This is a genomic window from Stenotrophomonas sp. GL_111, assembly GCF_057835245.1.
Map to the genome: position 1 here is coordinate 2,630,255 of NZ_CM174421.1, position 18,358 is coordinate 2,648,612.

The 18,358-nt window shown below is 66.7% G+C and carries 12 protein-coding genes and 1 pseudogene; 3 read left to right on the forward strand and 10 right to left on the reverse strand.

The features are described 5' to 3' along the window. Position 1: 1 nt before the first annotated feature. Complete coding sequence (locus AC3IPM_RS11735; RefSeq protein WP_489300019.1) at positions 2-2,476, reverse strand: S9 family peptidase; 2,475 nt, start codon at positions 2,474-2,476, stop codon at positions 2-4. Between the two features lie 299 nt (positions 2,477-2,775). On the opposite strand from AC3IPM_RS11735, the gene AC3IPM_RS11740 reads away from it, so the two are divergent. Continuing rightward, the gene (locus tag AC3IPM_RS11740; RefSeq protein WP_489300020.1) at positions 2,776-3,249 is read left to right on the forward strand and encodes a hypothetical protein; all 474 of its coding nucleotides are present in this window, start codon (positions 2,776-2,778) and stop codon (positions 3,247-3,249) included. A gap of 96 nt (positions 3,250-3,345) precedes the next feature. Here AC3IPM_RS11740 and AC3IPM_RS11745 read toward each other — a convergent pair whose 3' ends face one another. Further along, positions 3,346-4,581 (reverse strand): cytochrome P450, encoded by a 1,236-nt coding sequence (locus tag AC3IPM_RS11745; RefSeq protein WP_489300021.1) that lies wholly within the window; start codon positions 4,579-4,581, stop codon positions 3,346-3,348. A gap of 583 nt (positions 4,582-5,164) precedes the next feature. Between AC3IPM_RS11745 and AC3IPM_RS11750 the strand changes: the two genes are divergently transcribed. Continuing rightward, the gene (locus AC3IPM_RS11750; protein WP_489300022.1) at positions 5,165-5,941 is read left to right on the forward strand and encodes a HipA family kinase; all 777 of its coding nucleotides are present in this window, start codon (positions 5,165-5,167) and stop codon (positions 5,939-5,941) included. Next, a pseudogene (locus AC3IPM_RS11755) lies at positions 5,919-6,315 on the forward strand (DUF3037 domain-containing protein). The gene AC3IPM_RS11750 and the pseudogene AC3IPM_RS11755 overlap by 23 nt, the downstream one beginning before the upstream one ends. Before the next feature lie 6 nt (positions 6,316-6,321). Here the strand turns inward: AC3IPM_RS11755 and AC3IPM_RS11760 are convergent. From AC3IPM_RS11760 to ligA, 8 genes are all read right to left on the reverse strand, one after another. Beyond that, on the reverse strand, positions 6,322-6,708 hold the full coding sequence (locus tag AC3IPM_RS11760) for an energy transducer TonB (RefSeq protein ID WP_489300023.1): 387 nt from the start codon (positions 6,706-6,708) through the stop codon (positions 6,322-6,324). A 160-nt stretch (positions 6,709-6,868) separates the two neighbouring features. Next, on the reverse strand, positions 6,869-9,364 hold the full coding sequence (locus tag AC3IPM_RS11765) for a membrane-bound PQQ-dependent dehydrogenase, glucose/quinate/shikimate family (RefSeq protein WP_489300024.1): 2,496 nt from the start codon (positions 9,362-9,364) through the stop codon (positions 6,869-6,871). A 148-nt stretch (positions 9,365-9,512) separates the two neighbouring features. After that, entirely contained in the window at positions 9,513-12,209 is a 2,697-nt protein-coding gene (gyrA, locus tag AC3IPM_RS11770) for a DNA gyrase subunit A (RefSeq protein WP_489300025.1), read from the reverse strand. A gap of 183 nt (positions 12,210-12,392) precedes the next feature. Then, positions 12,393-13,454, reverse strand: coding sequence for an S-methyl-5-thioribose-1-phosphate isomerase (gene mtnA / locus AC3IPM_RS11775; protein ID WP_489300026.1), 1,062 nt, complete (start codon positions 13,452-13,454; stop codon positions 12,393-12,395). A gap of 43 nt (positions 13,455-13,497) precedes the next feature. Next, positions 13,498-14,148, reverse strand: coding sequence for a DUF3011 domain-containing protein (locus tag AC3IPM_RS11780; protein WP_489304116.1), 651 nt, complete (start codon positions 14,146-14,148; stop codon positions 13,498-13,500). A 247-nt stretch (positions 14,149-14,395) separates the two neighbouring features. Then, complete coding sequence (gene epmA / locus AC3IPM_RS11785) at positions 14,396-15,340, reverse strand: EF-P lysine aminoacylase EpmA (RefSeq protein WP_489300027.1); 945 nt, start codon at positions 15,338-15,340, stop codon at positions 14,396-14,398. Further along, entirely contained in the window at positions 15,337-15,822 is a 486-nt protein-coding gene (locus AC3IPM_RS11790; RefSeq protein WP_489300028.1) for a GNAT family N-acetyltransferase, read from the reverse strand. Before AC3IPM_RS11790 ends, epmA begins: the two co-directional genes overlap by 4 nt. A gap of 50 nt (positions 15,823-15,872) precedes the next feature. Beyond that, entirely contained in the window at positions 15,873-18,335 is a 2,463-nt protein-coding gene (gene ligA / locus AC3IPM_RS11795) for an NAD-dependent DNA ligase LigA (protein ID WP_489300029.1), read from the reverse strand. Positions 18,336-18,358 lie beyond the last annotated feature (23 nt).

The window sequence follows — 18,358 nt, forward strand, 5'->3', positions numbered from 1 at the left end:
ATTACTTGCTTGCCGCCGGTGCGCTCTTCACGTAGGTATCAAACCAGTTGAGCATTTCGTAGACCAGCTGCTGGTTCGACTCCAGCGCGGTATACCAATGCGGCTCGTTGGGCAGCATCACCAGGCGGGTGGTGCCGCCGTTGCCGCGGATCGCCTGGTACAGCTTGCGCGACTGGAACGGCTCGGTGCCCGGGTTGGCATCATCCTCGCCGTGGACCAGCAGCAGCGGCAGCTTGATCTTGTCGGCGTAGAAGAACGGCGAGGCCTTCAGGTACACATCCTGCGCCTGCCACACCGAGCGTCGCTCGTTCTGGAAACCGAACGGGGTGAAAGTCTTGTTGTACGAACCGCTGGTCGCCACGCCGGCCTTGAACAGGTTCGTGTGCGCGATCAGGTTGGCGGTCATCAACCCACCGTGGCTGTGCCCGGTGATGCCGATGCGGTTGCGATCCACCACGCCCAGGTCCACCGCCTTGTCCACGGCGGCCTTGGCATCGGCTTCGAGCTGCTCCAGATAGGTGTCATAGGCGGTCTTGGGATCGCCGACGATCGGGAAGGAGGCGTTGTCGATGATCGCGTAGCCGGCCAGCAGCATCAGCCGGTACGGCTGCAGACGGGTGAAGGTCTGCTGCGAGCCCGACACCTGCCCGGCCTGCGCGGCGTTGGCGAAGTCGGCCGGATAGGCGTACAGGATCGCCGGCACACGCTGGCCTTCCTTGTAGCCCGGCGGGGTGTACAGGGTGAAGGAGAGATCCACGCCATCGGCACGCTTGTAGGTGACCAGGCGCTTCTGGATCTGACGCACTTCCGGAGTCGGGTCGGTCAGGCGGGTCAGCACATCCGGCTTGGAGACGAACTGCGCTTCGCCCTGCTTGGCCGCTTCCACGCGTTCGCCCAACAGCCGCACGAAGGCGTTCGGCGGGTCCATCACCGACTGGTGCCAGGTGACCAGGTGGCCCGGCGTGGCACCGAAACCGATGAACTGCTCATAGGCGTCGGCGTCGCTGCGGAACAGACGCTCGGCCTGCAACGACCCCAGGTTGAGTGCGTCCAGGAACGGGCGATCGCCCTGCGGCGAGGCACCCTGCCCGCGCAGGAACACCGTATTGCCCTCGCGGCGTACCACCGCGGCCCCGTTGGGCAGGCGGGTGAACACGAAGTTGCCCGGGTCGGCATACTGCTCATCGCTGGACAGATCCCAGAGCAGGCGGCCTTCCTTCTTGGGCTGGTCCACATCGACGATGCGGGTCTGCCGCCAATGGCGGTTCTCATCGTTCTCGTACAGGAAGGACACGGCCGGATCGGCACTCCAGGCAATGCCCTGGAAACGCTGCGCGGTCAGTGCGATCTGCTGCGGCTTGCCGGTGAACGGTGCCTTCAGCAGCAGCACGCGGTCGCGGTGTGGCACGTTGACTTTCCAGTCGCCCTTGTCCAGCGCCTCTGCGTACACCAGGGTGGCCGGATCGGTGGCGCGCCAGTCGAACTCACGCGGGCCTTCCGGCACGCCGTGCACCGGCACACGGTCGGCCAGCGGCAGGCTGGCAATCGGCGTGCTGCGGCCACTGGCCAGGTCCAGCACGGCCAGGTCATTGGCAAAGCGCTGATAGGTGACTGCATGCGAGAACGGCGCCTTCAAGGTATCCGTCAGCACATGCACGCCATCGGGCGCGGCATTGATCTCGTTGTACAGCGCCGGTGCACCCACCGGGCGCACGCTGCCGGCGTTGGCATCCACCACCGCCAGCTGCGACAACCCGTAATAGGCGAACAGCTGCTCGTCATGCACGCTGGTGAGCGTATCGCGGGCCTCGTAGGTGCTGCTCTCGCCAGTGCTGCCCAGCGACTCCTGCGCATCGGGACCGGTCGGTACGCCGCCATCGGACGGTGCCGGGCCCTGCTTGGCCGGCACCAGCTTGACCAGCAACTGCTGCCCGCCGCCCAGCCATTGCACGGTGTAGCCGAAGATCGGATTCAACGCCACGTCGGGAATCTGCTTGACCGCACCGGTGGTCGCATCGCCCACCCACAGCTGCACCGAGGTCGCCACCGCGTTCTGGAACACGAAGCGCTTGCCATCGGCCGACCATTGCGCGGCGCTGGCGCAGCCCTGCGGGAGGGCTACCTTGGTGCCCTTGCCGCTGGTGACATCGACCAGGGTGAAATCGCCCACACAGGCCGGGATACCGTAGCCGCCCTGGGTGTCATGGCGGCTGCGGTTCTTCGGCTCCAGGCGCACGCCGGCCAGCTTCAGATACGGCTGGGCCACGCGTGCGATCGAAGGGTAAGTCTGGCTGGTGGTCAGCAGCAGGCGCCGGCCGCTGGGGTCCAGGCTGGGCACGGGCGGCGGCGGCGCCTTGAGCACCTTGAGCAGGTGCTCCGGCGGCTTGGCGTAGTCGGCCAGGGCCGGGCCGGCCGCGAACAGGCCGAAGGTGGCAGCGGCAACGGCCGCGGCCAACGAGGTACGACGAATGCGCATTACGATCCCCTTGCGTAGGTGGGCACCCGGCGGCAGGGCCGTCGCCGGGCAGGTGCCGAATCTAGCACCGTCGGTTGTGTCGTGAATGGGCCGGAAGTGCTGGGTGCTCGGCTCGCCCTACACTATGGTCAGAACTCGTCACGCTGGGAACGCTCATGCCTGGGTACGCACTCATGCGGCCATGGACCATCGCCCTCTGTACCGCCTCTCTCTTGGGGTGTACGCACGCGACCGATCGAGCCCCAGCTGCGCAAGGACCCTCTTTCGTGACATCGACCGCTCACGATGCAGGCGTGCCGATGAACTTCACCGCCGAACAGCTGTTGCTGCACGTGCTTAAACTGATCAAAAGCACGCGATCAGCAAGTGCGTTGACGATGGAACGTGTATCGACCGTCATGCAGCGTCCGGCACAATCATTCGGTCCCGGGCACTTCGGCTATGGTGGGAAGGTGACACCCGAATGGGGCTATGGCCTTGATATAAAGAAGGCGGGCAGCCCGGGGGCGCGCCTTGACCTCGACTTCATTGATACAACGCCAGATCAGTCTGCTCCGACGACGGAGATCTGCCAGATTGATTTCGATAGGTTTTCAGCTGAGCTCACCGGCGTGGGATTCGCACGGGAAACCGTTCGCGGCGAGCATGGTCGTGCGGTCTACGAGCAATTCCAGGGCCATGGCCTGAGTGTCATCGTCGACCGGATCGGGGACGCATCGACACCCCCAGAGAACGCCACCCCTGCCTGCGTGCTTCACGTCACGGTCCAATAGGTCCCCTTACCTCGCCGTCCATCGATCTATCGATCACCAGCCAACGCCAAAAGGGCCTGGAGTCGCAGGAGCAGACACAGCAGCGTACCTCCACCGTTACGCCTCCTGCCGCCGCCGCGTCACCACCCCCTTGAAATCGATGGGAATGGCGAAACCCTCCAGCTGCATCCACGGCGCCGGATCGGTCTGCACCTGGATGTCGAAATCCCGCGTGACCAGTGCGCAGAACAGCACCAACTGTGCATGCCCCACCGCACTGCCGATGCAGGCACGCGAGGCAAAACCGAAGGGAACGTAGGCGCCCTTGTTGGGCTGGCGGCGCGACGGCAGCCAGCGGTCCGGATCGAACACATCCGGCGCCTCCCAGAACTCCGGGGAATGGTGCTGGTAATAGGAGGACAGCTCGTAGGCGGCGCCCTTCTTGATGGTTACGCCTTCGGCCTCGATGTCGTGCCATGCCGGGCGGCGCAGCGCGAATAGCCCGGGCCAGACCCGGATGGTTTCCTTGACGAACCGCGAGGTGCACGGCAGTTCGCGCATCGGCAACGTGTACAGGTCTTCCAGGCTGAGCGCCGTCGTCTCCGCGCGGATGCGCTCCTGCCATTCCGGATAACGGTGCATGGCATACAGCAGGCTGGCGGCGGTGATCCCGGGCAGGCCGGACATGCCGGCCAGCACGGTGGAAATCAGATAGGCCACGCGATCCACGCCGATCCGGCCCACCAGCGGCAGCACCGACTGCAGAAAATCATCGCGCGGGGTGGCTTCCCGGGTGCGCTGCCGGATGTGCCGCGATACCGTGCGCGCCGCTTTGCGTGACAAGTGGAAGTTGAGGACCCGGCGCAGGAAGGAGAAGTCCTGCAGCACGATTCCGTTGTAGCGGGTCTTCTGCTCGCCAATCAACGCATCGGTGTCGCGTTGGTTCATGCCTTCGATCAGCAGCGGCAGCAGGGGCTCGGAGATGGCCCACCAGCTCAGTTCGCTCAGGTCATGGACGCTGCTGCCGCAGCGCTGCGACAGAAAGTCGTGCATGCGCGCATACAGGGTGCGCATATGCTCAGGCGCCGCGAGCCGGCCGCCCTGCTCGCTCAGCAGCGCGCGCACCTCGCGCCAGGCCACCGGTGCCGCCGATCCGCGCAACCCGAGAAAATCAATCAGCGAATCAGGAACGGTGTGCTTGTCCGTGTTCGCCTTGTCGACCTTGACCGCCAGGGTCGGATCAAAAATACCCACGACATCATTCTGGAAGGTGAGTACCGGCCCTTCCTGGCGAACCCGCTCCAGCAGGTCGTCGATTGAAACGACTTCCGTTTCCGCGCGCTGATCCGGCATACCACCCCCTGAAATACCAGGGGTGGCCATCGACCACCCCTGGAATACACATGGAAAAAGCGGAGCAACTACGCTTAGAAGATAATCCAGTAGATGTATTTGGAACGGATGCTCTGGGTCGGACTGACCGAACGCAGGTTCAAGGAAACCTGCAACGCGCGAACAAGATTAGCCATGGTATGACTCCTGTTTGTTTCGTCGTATTCCCACTATCGGATACCAGATGCTGAATGTCTGGCGCCTCCTTTTAGCACGCAATCTTCGTCATCACGGACATTATTTTCGTCATTCACATGGCCTGAATGAAAATCGCCGGATCTTCACTTGCGCCGCCCCATAACCAACGAGACGCGCATCACAATTTATGGCGACGCCAGAAACACTCCGGCCATTGCGGATGGAACTACCCGCCTACTCCAGTGAGCGCGGGCTACTGGTGAACGTGTGCAGGTGATCGCCCTGGAGCATGAAGAACCGCTGCAGCGTCATCGGATGCATGGCGGCGCCCCCCTTCGCTTCGGGATCATCGGCCACGCTGCGCGCCACGGTAAGATGGCGCCGTATCTCCGTCCATGGACCCTCCGTGCGTACTCTGCAGGCGCTGCGCTACATCACCCCGTTACGCGAGGGCGGCTCACTGCCCGCCGTGGTCGAGACCGACGACGACGGCATGGTCGTGCTCAAGTTCCGCGGCGCCGGCCAGGGGCCCAAGGCGCTGATTGCCGAACTGATTGCCGGTGAACTGGCACGCACGCTGGGCCTGCCGATTCCGGAAATCATGTTTGTGGCGCTGGACCGCGAGTTCGCGCGCACCGAGCCGGACCCGGAAATCCAGGACCTGATCCGTGCCAGCGAGGGCCTCAACCTGGGCAGCGATTACCTGCCCGGGGCGATCAACTACGATCCGGCCGCCATGCCGGTGGACGCGGACCTGGCTTCGCGCATCGTGTGGTTCGATGCGTTCACCAGCAACGTGGACCGCACCGCGCGCAACCCGAACCTGATGGTGTGGCACCGCAAGCTCTACCTGATCGACCACGGCGCAGCGATGTACTTCCACCACGACTGGGCCAACGCCGGCGAAGCCTGCGAGAAGCCCTTCGTGCTGATCCGCGACCATGTGCTGCTGCCATTCGCCACCCAGATCGCCGACGTCGATGCCGAATTGGCCGCCCTGCTGCCCGACGCCGAGATCAAGCGCATCGTGGCGCTGGTACCGGACAGCTGGCTGGTGGATGAGCCCGCGTTCGACAGCCCGGCGGCCTACCGCCAGGCCTACGTGGATTACCTCAAGCGTCGCCTGCAGGTACGCGCCACTTTCGTCCAGGAGGCCGTCCGTGCCCACGCTGCATACGTATGACTATGCGGTCATCCGCGTGGTACCGCGGGTGGAGCGCGAAGAGTTCATCAACGTCGGGGTGATCGTGTCCTGCCCCGGTGCCAAGCACCTGGAAGCGGCCATCGAGATCGATCCGGCACGCATGCAGGCGTTCGCCCCGGCACTGGATCTGGCGGCGTTGCAGCCGTGGCTGGATGCGATCGTGGCGATCTGCCGCGGCGATGCCGGTGCCGGCCCGATCGCGCAGTTGCCTGCGCGCGCACGCTTCCATTTCCTCACTGCCAAGCGCAGCTCGGTGGTGCAGATGTTCGAGCACGCATGTCGGGCGCACCGCCGATCCGGCCGGCGTGGTGGAACACCTGCTGACCCGGATGGTGCGGGTGCCCGCCACCTGAGGCGGCTCAACGCCGCGGCGAGCCCTGGAAGCTCACGGTGGTCTCCGTGCGGATCGGCATGGCGTCGGGATTGCCTTCGGCCGGGGTGTAGCGCAGCGCCTTGATCGCATCCACCGCCCACTGCGGCTTGGTGTCGGCAGGGCTGAAGGACAGCACCTGCACATCGCGCGCGCGCCCGCGCTTGTCGATCGTGTAAGCCAGTTCAACCACCTCGGCCATTTTCTTCAGATTCGTGGTCGGGCGGAATGTCGGCGAGAACGGCTTGCGGGACGGCGTCCAGTAGCGGATCAACTCGCTGTTGGGTACAAGCGGAACATCGGCTGCGGCGGCCGCCATCGCAGTAGTGGACATACTGGAAAGCAGCAGCACGGAACAAAGCAGGAAACGGCGCATGGACATCCTTGTTGTGAGCACGATCCATCAAGGATACACGCAGCGCGCACCGCGCTCCTGAGCCCATCAACGGACCGCGGTTTTCATGCCGCGCGCTGTCGATCATCGCAATCGTAGGCGCCCGCCTCGGGCAAGTGCACGTAACCCCACTCCATCCACGTCATGTCTTCGGCAACGCGTAGGCAATCACGTAATCCCCGGGTGGCGTCTCCATGAAGTGATGCCCACCGGCCATGATCACCACGTACTCCCGGCCGCCCACCTCGTAGATCATCGGATTGGCCTGGCCGCCCGCAGGCAGCTTGGCATGCCATAGCTCCTTGCCGGTCTTCAGGTCGATCGCACGCAGCAGATCGTCGGTGGCGGCGGCGATGAAGATCAGGCCACTGGCCGTCACCACCGCGCCGCCATTGTTGGGGGTGCCGATCTCGATCGGCAGGCCCGAGCGGATACCGAACGGGCCGTTGCCGCGCGCGCTGCCGAACGGGCGGTCCCACAGGGTGTTGCCGGTGCGCAGGTCCACCGCGCGGATGCCGCCATAGGGCGGTTGCTTGCACAGCAGCCCGGTGAACGGCAGCCGCCAGCCGGCGTTGACGTCGATGGCATACGGCGTGCCCACCTGCGGGTCGCCCGCACCTTCGGCCCCGCCCTTGTCGGCGCGCACCTGCTCGCGCGGCAGCCAGCCAAGCCGGTCGGCGGTCGCCCGCGGCACCAGCAGGTTGTAGTTGGGCATGTCGTTGTAGTTGGCCACGATCACGCCACGGCGCGGGTCCACCGCCACGCTGCCCCAGTCCGAGCCGCCGTTGTAGCCGGGGTACTCGATGGAATGACGGTCGGCGGTGGGCGGAGTGTAGAAGCCTTCGTAGCTGGCCTTGCGGAACTGGATGCGGCAGACCAGCTGGTCGATCGGGGTGATACCCCACATGTCGCGCTCGGTGAGGTCCGGCTTGCGCAGCGTGTGATACAGCGAGAACAGCTGGGTCGGCGCGCGCTGCTCAGGCTCCACGCCGCCGCCGGGCACCTTGCGTTCTTCGGCCGGGGTCAGCAGCTGGCCGGTGCGGCGATCCAGCACGTACATGTCGCCCTGCTTGGTCGGCAGCAGGATCGCCGGCACCTTGCCGGCGGCGGTCGGGTAGTCGATCAGCGTGGCCTGCGAGCCCATGTCGTAGTCCCACACATCCTTGCGCACCGCCTGGAAATGCCAGACCGGCTTGCCGGTGTTGACGTCGATGGCGACCAGCGAAGTGGCGTACTTGTTCTGGTTCTCGGTGCGCGAGCCGCTCCAGTAGTCGCCCGCCGAGTTGCCCATCGGCAGGTAGACCAGGCCCAGCTGGTCATCGCCGGTGGCGGTGGTCCACATGTTCGGGGTGCCGCGGGTGTAGGTCTGGCCCGGCGGCGGTGCGCCGCTGCGCCCGGGCTGGTCCATGTCCCAGGCCCAGCGCAGCTTGCCGGTGACCGCGTCATAGGCCTGGATCACCCCGGACGGGGCATCCCGGCGCTGGCCGTCGAGGACCTGGTGGCCGGTGACGATCACACCCTGCACGATCGCCGGCGGCGAGGTGATCGAAACATAGCCGGGCGGGCTGTCGCCCATGCCGACGGTGATGTCGATCTGGCCGTTGTTGCCGAACCCGGTGCAGGGCTTGCCGGTGGCCGCATCCACCGCGATCAGGCGTCCATCCAGGGTGCCTTCGATGATCCGTGCCGCGCAGGCGCCGCGCGGCAGTTGGGTCAGTATCGGCACGCTGACGCCCTGCACCGCCAGGTCGGCGGCGGCATCGGCCAGCGTGGTGTCCTCCGCCGCGGCCGGCATCTCGTAGTACGCCACCCCACGGCAGGCCGCCGTGTACGGAATCGAGGCGTCCTTGACCTTGGGGTCGAAGCGCCAACGCTGCGTGCCCGTGGTCGCGTCGAGCGCGATCAGCTGGTTGCGCGCGGTGCACAGGTACAGGCTGTTGCCGATCTTCAGCGGCGTAGTCTCCGCCCCCCAGCGCTTGGCCGGCAGGTCGCCGGTGCGGAACTGCCAGGCTGGGGTCAGGCTGGCGACGTTGTCGCGGGTGATCTGCTGCAACGGCGAGAACCGGGTGGCGGCGTTGTTGCGACCGTACGCGGCCCAGTCGCCATCGGCCGGCCGGTCGGCCGGTTGCAGCGGTGCCTCGGCGGTGGGCGCGAGCCCGGCCGACACCTCCGGCTCGGGGAAAGCCGCCTGCGCGGCGGTAACACCGTGCGGCACGAAGGCCAGGCCGAAGGCGGCCACGAACACCAGTGCCAGCACGCTGGCGATGCTGCGCGACAGCCTGCGCGATACCGGGCGATCCAGCGTGGGCAGCACCAGCGCCAGCAGCAGGCCGATGCCGACGATCAAGCCCAGCCGCGGCACCCAGCGCCAGTAGTCGCTGCCGGACTCCCAGGCAGTCCACAGCAGCGTGCCCAGCAGCACCGCGCCGAACCACAGCGCGCCACTGCGTCGCCCGCGCCAGAGCAGCACGGCGGACAGCAGCAGCCCGACACCGGCCAGCACGTAGTACCAGGAGCCACCCAGCCGGGCCAGCCAGGCGCCACCGGCAGCGAGCAGCAGACCGAGAATCAGGATGACGATCGCCAGCACGGCCACCAGCCAATGGCGGGGGCGGCGGGTCGGGGTGGGGGTGGACATCGAGCTCTCCTGCAACGGACGCATCGCCGACGGCGTGACCGCCGGTCCCGTGGGCCCTTATCCCACCGACGTCGTGAACGCGATGCGTTCTTTGCAAACGAAAAACGCCGGCATGCGCCGGCGTTTTCCAGGGGTCCCGCACGCAGGCTTACGCCTCCGGCGGTGCCACCACCGTGTCGGCATCGATCACCGTCACGTCTTCTTCCACGCCTTCGTCGAGCGAGGCATCCAGGCGTTCAACCGCCTGCAGCTTCTCGTCCTTGGACAGGCGGATCAGGGTCACGCCCTGGGTGTTGCGGCCGACCCGCGAGATTTCCGAACCACGGGTACGCACCAAGGTGCCACCATCGGAAATCAACAGCACTTCGTCGCGCGGCCCCATCAGCACCGCGCACACCAGCTTGCCGTTGCGCTCGGTGGTCTGGATGCCGATCACACCTTGGGTGCCACGGCCCTTGCGCGGGTAATCCGGCAGCGGCGTGCGCTTGCCGTAACCGTTCTCGGTCGCGGTGAGGATGTACAGCGCGTTGTCGTCATCGGCACCGTTCTCGATCACGGCATCGCCGTTCTCGATCACGGTCTCGTCGACACCGCTGTCGTCCTCGTTCTCGTCCTCGCTGCCGCCGGCGCTTTCGGCCACGATCAGGCTGACCACTTCCTCGCCCTTGGCCATGCGGATACCGCGCACACCGGTGGCGGTGCGGCCCATCGAGCGGACCTTGTCCTCGCCGAAGCGCACGGTCTTGCCGTTGGAGGCGAACAGCAGGATGTCGCGGTCGCCATCGGTCATGCCGACGCCGACCAGCGCATCGCCTTCATCGAGGTTGATCGCGATCTTGCCACGTGCCAGACGGAAGGCGAACTCGCTGAGCGGGGTCTTCTTGACCGTGCCGTTGCGGGTGGCGAAGAACACGAACTGGCGTTCGGCGTACTCGCGCACCGGCAGCACCGCCTGCACCCGCTCACCGGCTTCCAGCGGAATCCAGTTGATGATCGGGCGGCCACGGGCGTTGGGACCGGCTTCGGGCAGCTGGTGCACCGGCAGCCAGAACACCTTGCCGGCACTGGTGAAGGTCAGCAGCGTATCGTGCGTGTTGACCAGCCACAGCTGTTCGATGAAATCCTCTTCCTTGGTCGACGCCGCGCTGCGGCCACGACCACCGCGGCGCTGGGCCCGGTAGGCGCTGACCGGCTGGCGCTTGACGTAGCCGGCGTGCGACAAGGTGACCACCACGTCTTCCGGGGCGATCAGGTCGAGGATGTCCAGGTCTTCTTCGCTGTGGCGGATCTCGGTGCGACGTTCGTCGCCGAACTCGGTCCGCACGTTGATCAGCTCTTCGCGGATCACCTGCAGCAGGCGGTCCGGATTCTCCAGGATGTGGATCAACCCGGCGATGATTTCCAGCAGCTGCTTGTACTCTTCGGTCAGGCGGTCCTGCTCCAGCCCGGTCAGGCGGTGCAGGCGCATTTCCAGGATCTGGGTGGCCTGGATCTCGGTCAGCTGGTAGCCGCCGGTGATCAGGCCCACACCCTTGGGCAGGTCTTCCGGACGCGAGGTTTCGGCACCGGCAGCGCCGAGCATCGAACCCACCAGGCCCGGCTCCCACAGGCGCGCGAGCATGCGCTCACGGGCTTCGCTGGGGTTCGGCGAGGTCTTGATCAGTTCGATCATCTCGTCGATGTTGGCCAGCGCCACGGTCAAGCCTTCCAGCACGTGGGCACGGGCGCGCGCCTTGCGCAGCTCGAACACGGTGCGGCGGGTGACCACTTCGCGGCGGTGGCGCACGAAGGCCTCGAGCATCTGCTTGAGGTTCAACAACTGCGGGCGGCCATCGACCAGCGCCACCATGTTGATACCGAACACCGACTCCATCTGGGTCTGCTGGTAGAGGTTGTTCAACACAACTTCCGCCGACTCGCCGCGCTTGATTTCGATGTAGATGCGCATGCCGTCCTTGTCGGACTCATCGCGCAGCTCGCTGATGCCTTCGAGCTTCTTTTCCTTGACCAGCTCGGCGATCTTCTCGATCAACCGGGCCTTGTTCACCTGGTACGGGATCTCGGTGACGATGATCGATTCGCGGCCGTTGTCGGCCACTTCGATATCGGCCTTGGCGCGGATGCGCACCCGGCCCCGCCCGGTCCGGTAGCCGGCAACGATGCCGGCCGTACCGTTGATGATGCCCGCGGTCGGGAAGTCCGGGCCCGGGATGTACTCCATCAGGCCGTCGACGTCGATGCCGGGGTTGTCGATCAGCGCGATGCAGGCGTTGATCGATTCGGTCAGGTTGTGCGGCGGGATGTTGGTGGCCATGCCCACCGCGATACCGGCCGAACCATTGACCAGCAGGTTCGGGAACCGGGTCGGCATGACCGTCGGTTCCAGTTCCTTTTCGTCGTAGTTGGGCTGGAAATCAACGGTTTCCTTGTCCAGGTCGGCCATCAGCTCGTGCGTCAGGCGCGACATGCGCGCCTCGGTGTAACGCATCGCCGCGGCGGAGTCGCCATCGACCGAGCCGAAGTTACCCTGGCCATCGACCAGCATGTAACGCAGCGAGAACGGCTGCGCCAGGCGCACCAGGGTGTCATACACCGACTGGTCACCATGCGGGTGGTACTTACCGATCACGTCACCGACGATACGCGCCGACTTGAAGTAAGGCTTGTTGGCGTGTGCGTTCAGTTCGCTCATTGCGAACAGCACGCGGCGATGCACGGGCTTGAGGCCATCGCGCGCATCCGGGAGGGCGCGCCCCACGATCACGCTCATCGCGTAATCGAGGTAGCTCTTGCGCATCTCGTCTTCCAGGTTGACCTGGATGATTTCCTTGGCGGTTTCTGCCATTCGGGTTCCGTTGTCTGGGAGCGGTCCAGTCCGTCGCGCCCGCCCTTTCGGGCTGGCCTCGTCGGAATCTCGATTAACCCTTGGAGTCTACCACAACAGGCCGTCCCCCGCCCGCTTTTACAGGGGTTTTACCGGCAAGAATCAGGAACTTACGGGGGCGTTGCGGCCCCCGGCGGAAACCCGTCAACCGAACGCGGCCGTCATGTTCGCCGTGGTCGGATTCAGGATCACCCCACGCTCGGTCACGATGGCGTCGATCAGGCTGCCCGGGGTCACATCGAACACCGGATTCCAGGCGGCAATACCCTCGGCCACGGTGCGGGTACCGCCCACCCCGTACAGCTCGCCCGGGTCGCGCTGCTCGATCTCGATCTGCTCGCCGTCGGCGGTGTCCATGTCCACCGTGGAGGACGGCGCCACCACCATGAACTTGACCCCGTGGTGGCGGGCCGCGATGGCCAGCTGGTAGGTGCCGATCTTGTTGGCGGTGTCCCCGTTGGCGCAGATCCGGTCGGCACCGACAATCACCCACTGCACCGCGCCGGTCTTCATCAGATGCGAGGCGGCCGAATCGGCGATCAGGGTGGCGTCGATGCCATCCTGCTGCAGCTCCCACACGGTCAGGCGAGCACCCTGCAGCCACGGCCGGGTCTCACCGGCGAACACGCGGGCGATGCGGTGCTGGGCCATGCCGGCCCGGATCACGCCCAGCGCGGTACCGAACCCGGCGGTGGCCAGCGAGCCGGTATTGCAGTGGGTCAGCACGCCGCTGCCGCTTTCGATCAGGCCGGCCCCCAGCGCGCCCATGTGGCGGTTGGCGGCCAGGTCTTCTTCGGCGATCGCCTGGGCCTCGGCGGCCAGCACCTGCTTCCAGTCGGCACCGGCCGGGGCCAATGCGCGGCGCATGCGGGCCAGCGCCCAGGCCAGGTTGACCGCGGTCGGGCGCGATGCGTTGAGGCGCTGCAGGGCCGGCTCCAGCTTGGCCAGCGCCTGCGCGCCGTCGTCGGCCTGCACCATCGCTGCCGCCAGCACCACGCCCCAGGCCGCGGCAATGCCGATCGCCGGGGCGCCGCGCACGGTCAAGGCATGGATGGCCTCGGCCACCGCGTCGCTGTCGCGGCATTCCACGTGTTCGACCACGAACGGCAGCTTGCGCTGGTCGAGCAGTTGCAGGGTATCGCCGGTCCACAGGATCGGGCGGATATGGTCGTAGCGGGCGTAGTCGATATCGGTGGATGCGTTCATCGCATCATTGTAGCGGCGCGCTGGCGCGCCGCCATCTCCGCGCTCAGTTGACCTGGAATTCGGCCCGGCAGCCGTTGTCCACCCACACCCCGCGCGCATCCCAGCCCCAGCCGCGGCCTTCCTCGCACGGGCTGCCGGACAGCTGCTTGCTGAGCGTGGCGCCCTTGCTGATGCTGGCGCCGCAGAAGCGCCGCTGGCGCGATTTGGATTCGCAGACCAGGGTGCGCGGCACGTCGAGGAAGCCGGAGCCATCGCTGGCGCCCACTTCAAAATCGCCCTGGCAGCCGCGGGTCACCCAGACTTCGTTGCGGCGCACGCCCCAGCTGTGCCCTTCCCGGCACGGCATCGCCGAGAGCTGGCGCAGCAGGCGCACCGGCGCGCCCTGCAACACCACCGGGCAGTTCTGCGGGCGGCCGCTGGATTCGCAGCGCAGCACGCGCCGCACCTTGCGTTCGCGGTCGGTCGCGTCGGCCACCACGCGGCTGCGGAATTCGGCGCGGCAGCCCAGCGTCACCCACACGCCGGAACGGTCGGTGCCCCATTCCGACCCACGGATACAGCTGTTGTCCGACAACTGGCGCACCAGGTCCACCCCGTTGCCCACCGGCATGTCGCAGTGCACCCATTCCATGTCGCGCGATTCGCAGCGCACCACCTGGCCGGCATAGCCGCTTTCAGCGGCAGCGGCGGGCAGCGCGCCGAAGCAAAGTGCCAGGCTCCAGATCGGCAGGCTCCGCAACGAGGCCGTCCACGCAGACGCGCTCGACGACGGCGCGCCCGACCACAGCGCGTCCAATGATGGCAGGCCTGCAACATCCAACAACTTCATCAACACGGTCCCCGCCAGAACTGAACGATCACATGACCACCTTCGTGCATCCGGTGTGATCAGAGCATCATCGTGCAGGCCGCGCAAGACACCCATGCGTCAAGGCGACGCTTCAGGCCTCGGCGAACGCGATGGCCAGCACGTCGGCGATGCGCCCGGTACGGTTCATCGCCATCAGCAGCCGGTCCACGCCGACCGCCACGCCGGCGCAATCGGGCAATGCCGGCAAGGCCTGCAGCAGGCGTTCATCCAGCGGCGGCAGCAGCGCGCCACGGCTGCGTCGCACCGCGAGATCACGCTCGAAGCGCGCACGTTGTTCAGCTGCGTCGTTCAGCTCGTGATAGCCGTTGGCCAGCTCGACGGCACCCAGGTACAACTCGAACCGTTCAGCCAGCGGCGGCGATCCCGCGCGCACGCGTGCCAGCGCGGCCTGGCTGGCCGGCCAGTCGTGCACCACGGTCATGCTGTCGTCATCGAAGTGCGGCTGGATGCAATGGGTCATCAGTAGGTCCAGCCAATCGTCGCGGTTGAGCCCATCGGCGGCGATGCGGATATCCGCCAGCGGCGCCTGCAGTTGTTCCAGCGTGGCCTCGAACGGGTCCAGGCCGAGCTGCTGCTGGTACAGGCTGCGGTAGTCGATCACACGTACGTGGGCATCACGCTGCACCAGCGCCAGCGCCGCGCGCACCAGCGCCACGGTTTCTTCGATCAGGCGGTGATGGTCCCAGCCCACCCGATACCACTCCAGCATGCTGAACTCGGGATTGTGGCGGCCACCGGCCTCGCCATTGCGGAACACCCGGCCCAGTTCATAGCAATCGCCCACGCCGGCGGCGAGCAGGCGCTTGAGCGGGTACTCCGGCGAGGTCCGCAGCCAGCGCAGCGCGGTGCCCGCATCGACATGCCCGCTGAAGCGGGTGTGGAAACTGTCGATGTTCGGTTCGGTGTTGCCGGCTTCGGAGAGGATCGGCGTCTCCACTTCGAGCACGTCGCGTTCGGCGAAGAACGCGCGGATCAGCGCATTGAGCGCAGCACGCTGGCGCAACGCGGCGATCATGCGCGCGCGTCCCGCAGGCGCTCGGCCAGCGGCAGGGTCAGCAGGTCACGGGTGTCATCCACATAGCCGGTGGCCAGGTACAGGCGGCGCGCCAGTTCATTGTGATGGTTCACTTCCAGCCGCATGCGCTGCACGCCACGCGCATTGGCGCGCTGTTCGAGAATCGCCAATGCCTGCTTGCCACGGCCACGACCGCGTGCGGCGTGGCTGAGGTAGAGCTCGTCGAGCAAGGCGAAATGGCCGCCCTGCTCCAGGCTGAAGCCCATCGCCAGCGCCGCATAGCCGACCACATGCGCGGCCTCGTCCAGCCACAGCAGCACCTCGCCATTGCGCGGCTCCTGCAGCAATGCCGCGAGCGCGCCACGCACGCGTGCGTCGTCGAAGTCCAGTTTGTCCTCGGCGTAGAAATCGCGCATCAGGCCGATCAGCAGTTCGGTATCGGCGACGGTGGCCACGCGGAAATCAAGGGGAGCGGTCTGCATGCGGGGTTTCCTGGAAGACGGGGGCGGGACGCGGGCGTCCCGCCGTGGAATCAGTGCGCGGCGAGGAAGGCAACCAGCTGGTCTTCGTCCCAGACCGCCACGCCGAGTTCGGTGGCCTTGGTCAACTTGGAACCGGCCTCGCTGCCAGCGACCACGAAGGCGGTCTTCTTCGACACGCTCCCTGCCACCTTGGCACCCAACGCCTCCAGGCGCGCCTTGGCTTCATCACGGGTCATCTGCGCCAGCGTGCCGGTGAGCACCACGGTCTGGCCGTCGAGCGGGCCGGCAGCCTGCTCGGCCAGCGCCGGTGCACGCGCCAGCAGCTGCGCGCGGTAGTGGTCGGCCTTGAGCAGCATCGGGCCATTGCCGTCGCGGTCCAGCCAGTCGGCCAGTCCCAGCGCCACCTCGTTGGGCAGGCCGGCGGCGACCATGCGCACCGGCTCGGCATCCAGCAGCGTGGTGGCGTCGGGCAGCATCGCCACCAGCTTCTCGGCCCGCAGGCGGGTAATCCCGGGGATCTCCGCCTCGACCAGCAGCTGGGCGAAATCCAGGCCGTCGCGCAGTTTCGCGTGGGGCGCGTGCACGTCACGAATGCGCACCTGGCCGACCTGCAGCAGCGCGTCGATCGCCTCCTGGTTGCCCGGTTGTTCGAAGAAATGGCCGAGCGAGCGCGCCACTTCGCCGCCGATATCCGGCACGCGCTTGAACAGCGGCCACGGCAGGTGGCGGATCAGTTCCAGATCACCAAACCAGGTGGCCAGCGCCTTGGCGGTGCTTTCGCCCACATGCTCGATGCCCAGTGCGAACAGCAGGCGCTCCAGCGTGGTATCGCGGCTGGCATCGATCGCGGCAATCAGGTTGTCGGCCCACTTGGTGGCGATCTTCTTCGTGTTCCAGTTGAACGCGGCCGGCATCGCCAGCGCCTGTGCGCGCCAGCGCTCGTCGCTGCCGTCCAACTGCAGGATCGCGCGCAGGTACTCACCGCTGCCTTCCGGCGGCAGGTGCAGGCCGATCTGCGCGGCCAGGGCTTCGGGGGTTTCCGCATCGAGCACCAGCTTGAGCTGCAGCAGCTGGTCGCGGGTGAGCCGGTACAGATCGGCCACGCCGCGCACGATGCCGGCGTCGACCAGGGTTTCGATGTACTTGCCGCCCAGGCCGTCGATATCCATCGCACGCCGCGAGGCGAAGTGCGCAATGGCCTCCTTGCGCTGCGCCGGGCAGCTCAACTCACCCGAACACCGCCAGGCCGCCGCGCCTTCTTCGCGCACGATCTCCGAACCGCACACCGGGCACTGCGTGGGCATCTGCCACGGCGTGGTACCGGCCGGGCGACGATCGGCGATCACGCTCACCACTTCCGGGATCACATCACCGGCGCGGCGCACGATCACCGTATCGCCCACGCGCACATCCAGCCGCGCGATCTGGTCGGCATTGTGCAGGGTCGCATTCGACACGATCACCCCGGCCACGGCGACCGGATTCAAGCGCGCCACCGGGGTGGCGGCGCCGGTACGGCCGATCTGGATCTCGATGGCCTCCACCGTGGTGGTCTGTTCCTGCGCGGGGAATTTGTGCGCGATGGCCCAGCGCGGTGCACGCGCCACGAAGCCCATCTGTTCCTGGCCGGCACGATCGTCCAGCTTGTAGACCACGCCATCGATATCGAAGGCCAGACCATCGCGGCGTGCGCCGATGTCACGGTAGTACGCCAACAGACCCGCGCTGCCCTCCACCACCGTGGTCAGGTCGCTGACCGGCAGGCCCCAGGCCGCCAGCTGCGCGAGCGTGGCCGAGTGCGTCGGCGGCAATTCGCCGCCCTGCACCAGGCCGGTGCCATAGGCATAGAAACTGAGCTTGCGCCTGGCGCTGGCCTTGGGATCGAGCTGGCGCAGCGAACCGGCCGCGGCATTGCGCGGGTTGGCCAGCACCTTGCCATCATGCAGGCGCGCTTCGGCGTTGTAGGCCTCGAAATCGGCGCGTGCCATGTAGACCTCGCCGCGCACTTCCAGCACCTCGGGCCAACCTTCGCCCTGGAGCTGCTGCGGAATCACCCGGATCTGGCGCAGGTTGTGGCTGACGTCCTCGCCGGTGGCGCCATCGCCACGGGTCGCGCCCTGTACGAACCGGCCCTGCTCGTAGCGCAGGCTGATCGCCAGCCCATCGAGTTTGGGCTCGGCGGAAAAGTACAGCGCATCGCGGCGCAGGCGCTCGCGGATGCGACGCACGAAGTCTTCCACCTCTTCATCGCTGAAGGCATTGCCCAGCGACAGCATCGGCACCGCATGGCGCACCTCGGGAAAACGCGAGGAAGCCTTGCCGCCCACGGCCTGGGTCGGCGAGTCGGCGCTGGCCAGTTCCGGGTGGGCCTGCTCGATCGCTTCCAGTTCGCGCACCAGGCGGTCGTACTCGACGTCCGGGATCACCTGCTCATCGCGCTCGTGGTAGGCCTCGCTGGCGGCCTGGATCTGGCGTCGCAGCTGGTCGGCGCGCTGGGCGGGGCTGGGGCTCATTCGGGCGGCAATCCTGGAGGGGC

What these genes read in the sequence shown, in the direction of transcription:
- gyrA (WP_489300025.1), bottom strand. Translation starts at nt 12,209, where the DNA reads ATGGCAGAAACCGCCAAGGAAATCATCCAGGTCAACCTGGAAGACGAG.
- AC3IPM_RS11765 (WP_489300024.1), bottom strand. Translation starts at nt 9,364, where the DNA reads ATGTCCACCCCCACCCCGACCCGCCGCCCCCGCCATTGGCTGGTGGCC.
- AC3IPM_RS11740 (WP_489300020.1), top strand. Translation starts at nt 2,776, where the DNA reads ATGAACTTCACCGCCGAACAGCTGTTGCTGCACGTGCTTAAACTGATC.
- AC3IPM_RS11790 (WP_489300028.1), bottom strand. Translation starts at nt 15,822, where the DNA reads ATGCAGACCGCTCCCCTTGATTTCCGCGTGGCCACCGTCGCCGATACC.
- mtnA (WP_489300026.1), bottom strand. Translation starts at nt 13,454, where the DNA reads ATGAACGCATCCACCGATATCGACTACGCCCGCTACGACCATATCCGC.
- ligA (WP_489300029.1), bottom strand. Translation starts at nt 18,335, where the DNA reads ATGAGCCCCAGCCCCGCCCAGCGCGCCGACCAGCTGCGACGCCAGATC.
- AC3IPM_RS11760 (WP_489300023.1), bottom strand. Translation starts at nt 6,708, where the DNA reads ATGCGCCGTTTCCTGCTTTGTTCCGTGCTGCTGCTTTCCAGTATGTCC.
- AC3IPM_RS11745 (WP_489300021.1), bottom strand. Translation starts at nt 4,581, where the DNA reads ATGCCGGATCAGCGCGCGGAAACGGAAGTCGTTTCAATCGACGACCTG.
- AC3IPM_RS11735 (WP_489300019.1), bottom strand. Translation starts at nt 2,476, where the DNA reads ATGCGCATTCGTCGTACCTCGTTGGCCGCGGCCGTTGCCGCTGCCACC.
- epmA (WP_489300027.1), bottom strand. Translation starts at nt 15,340, where the DNA reads ATGATCGCCGCGTTGCGCCAGCGTGCTGCGCTCAATGCGCTGATCCGC.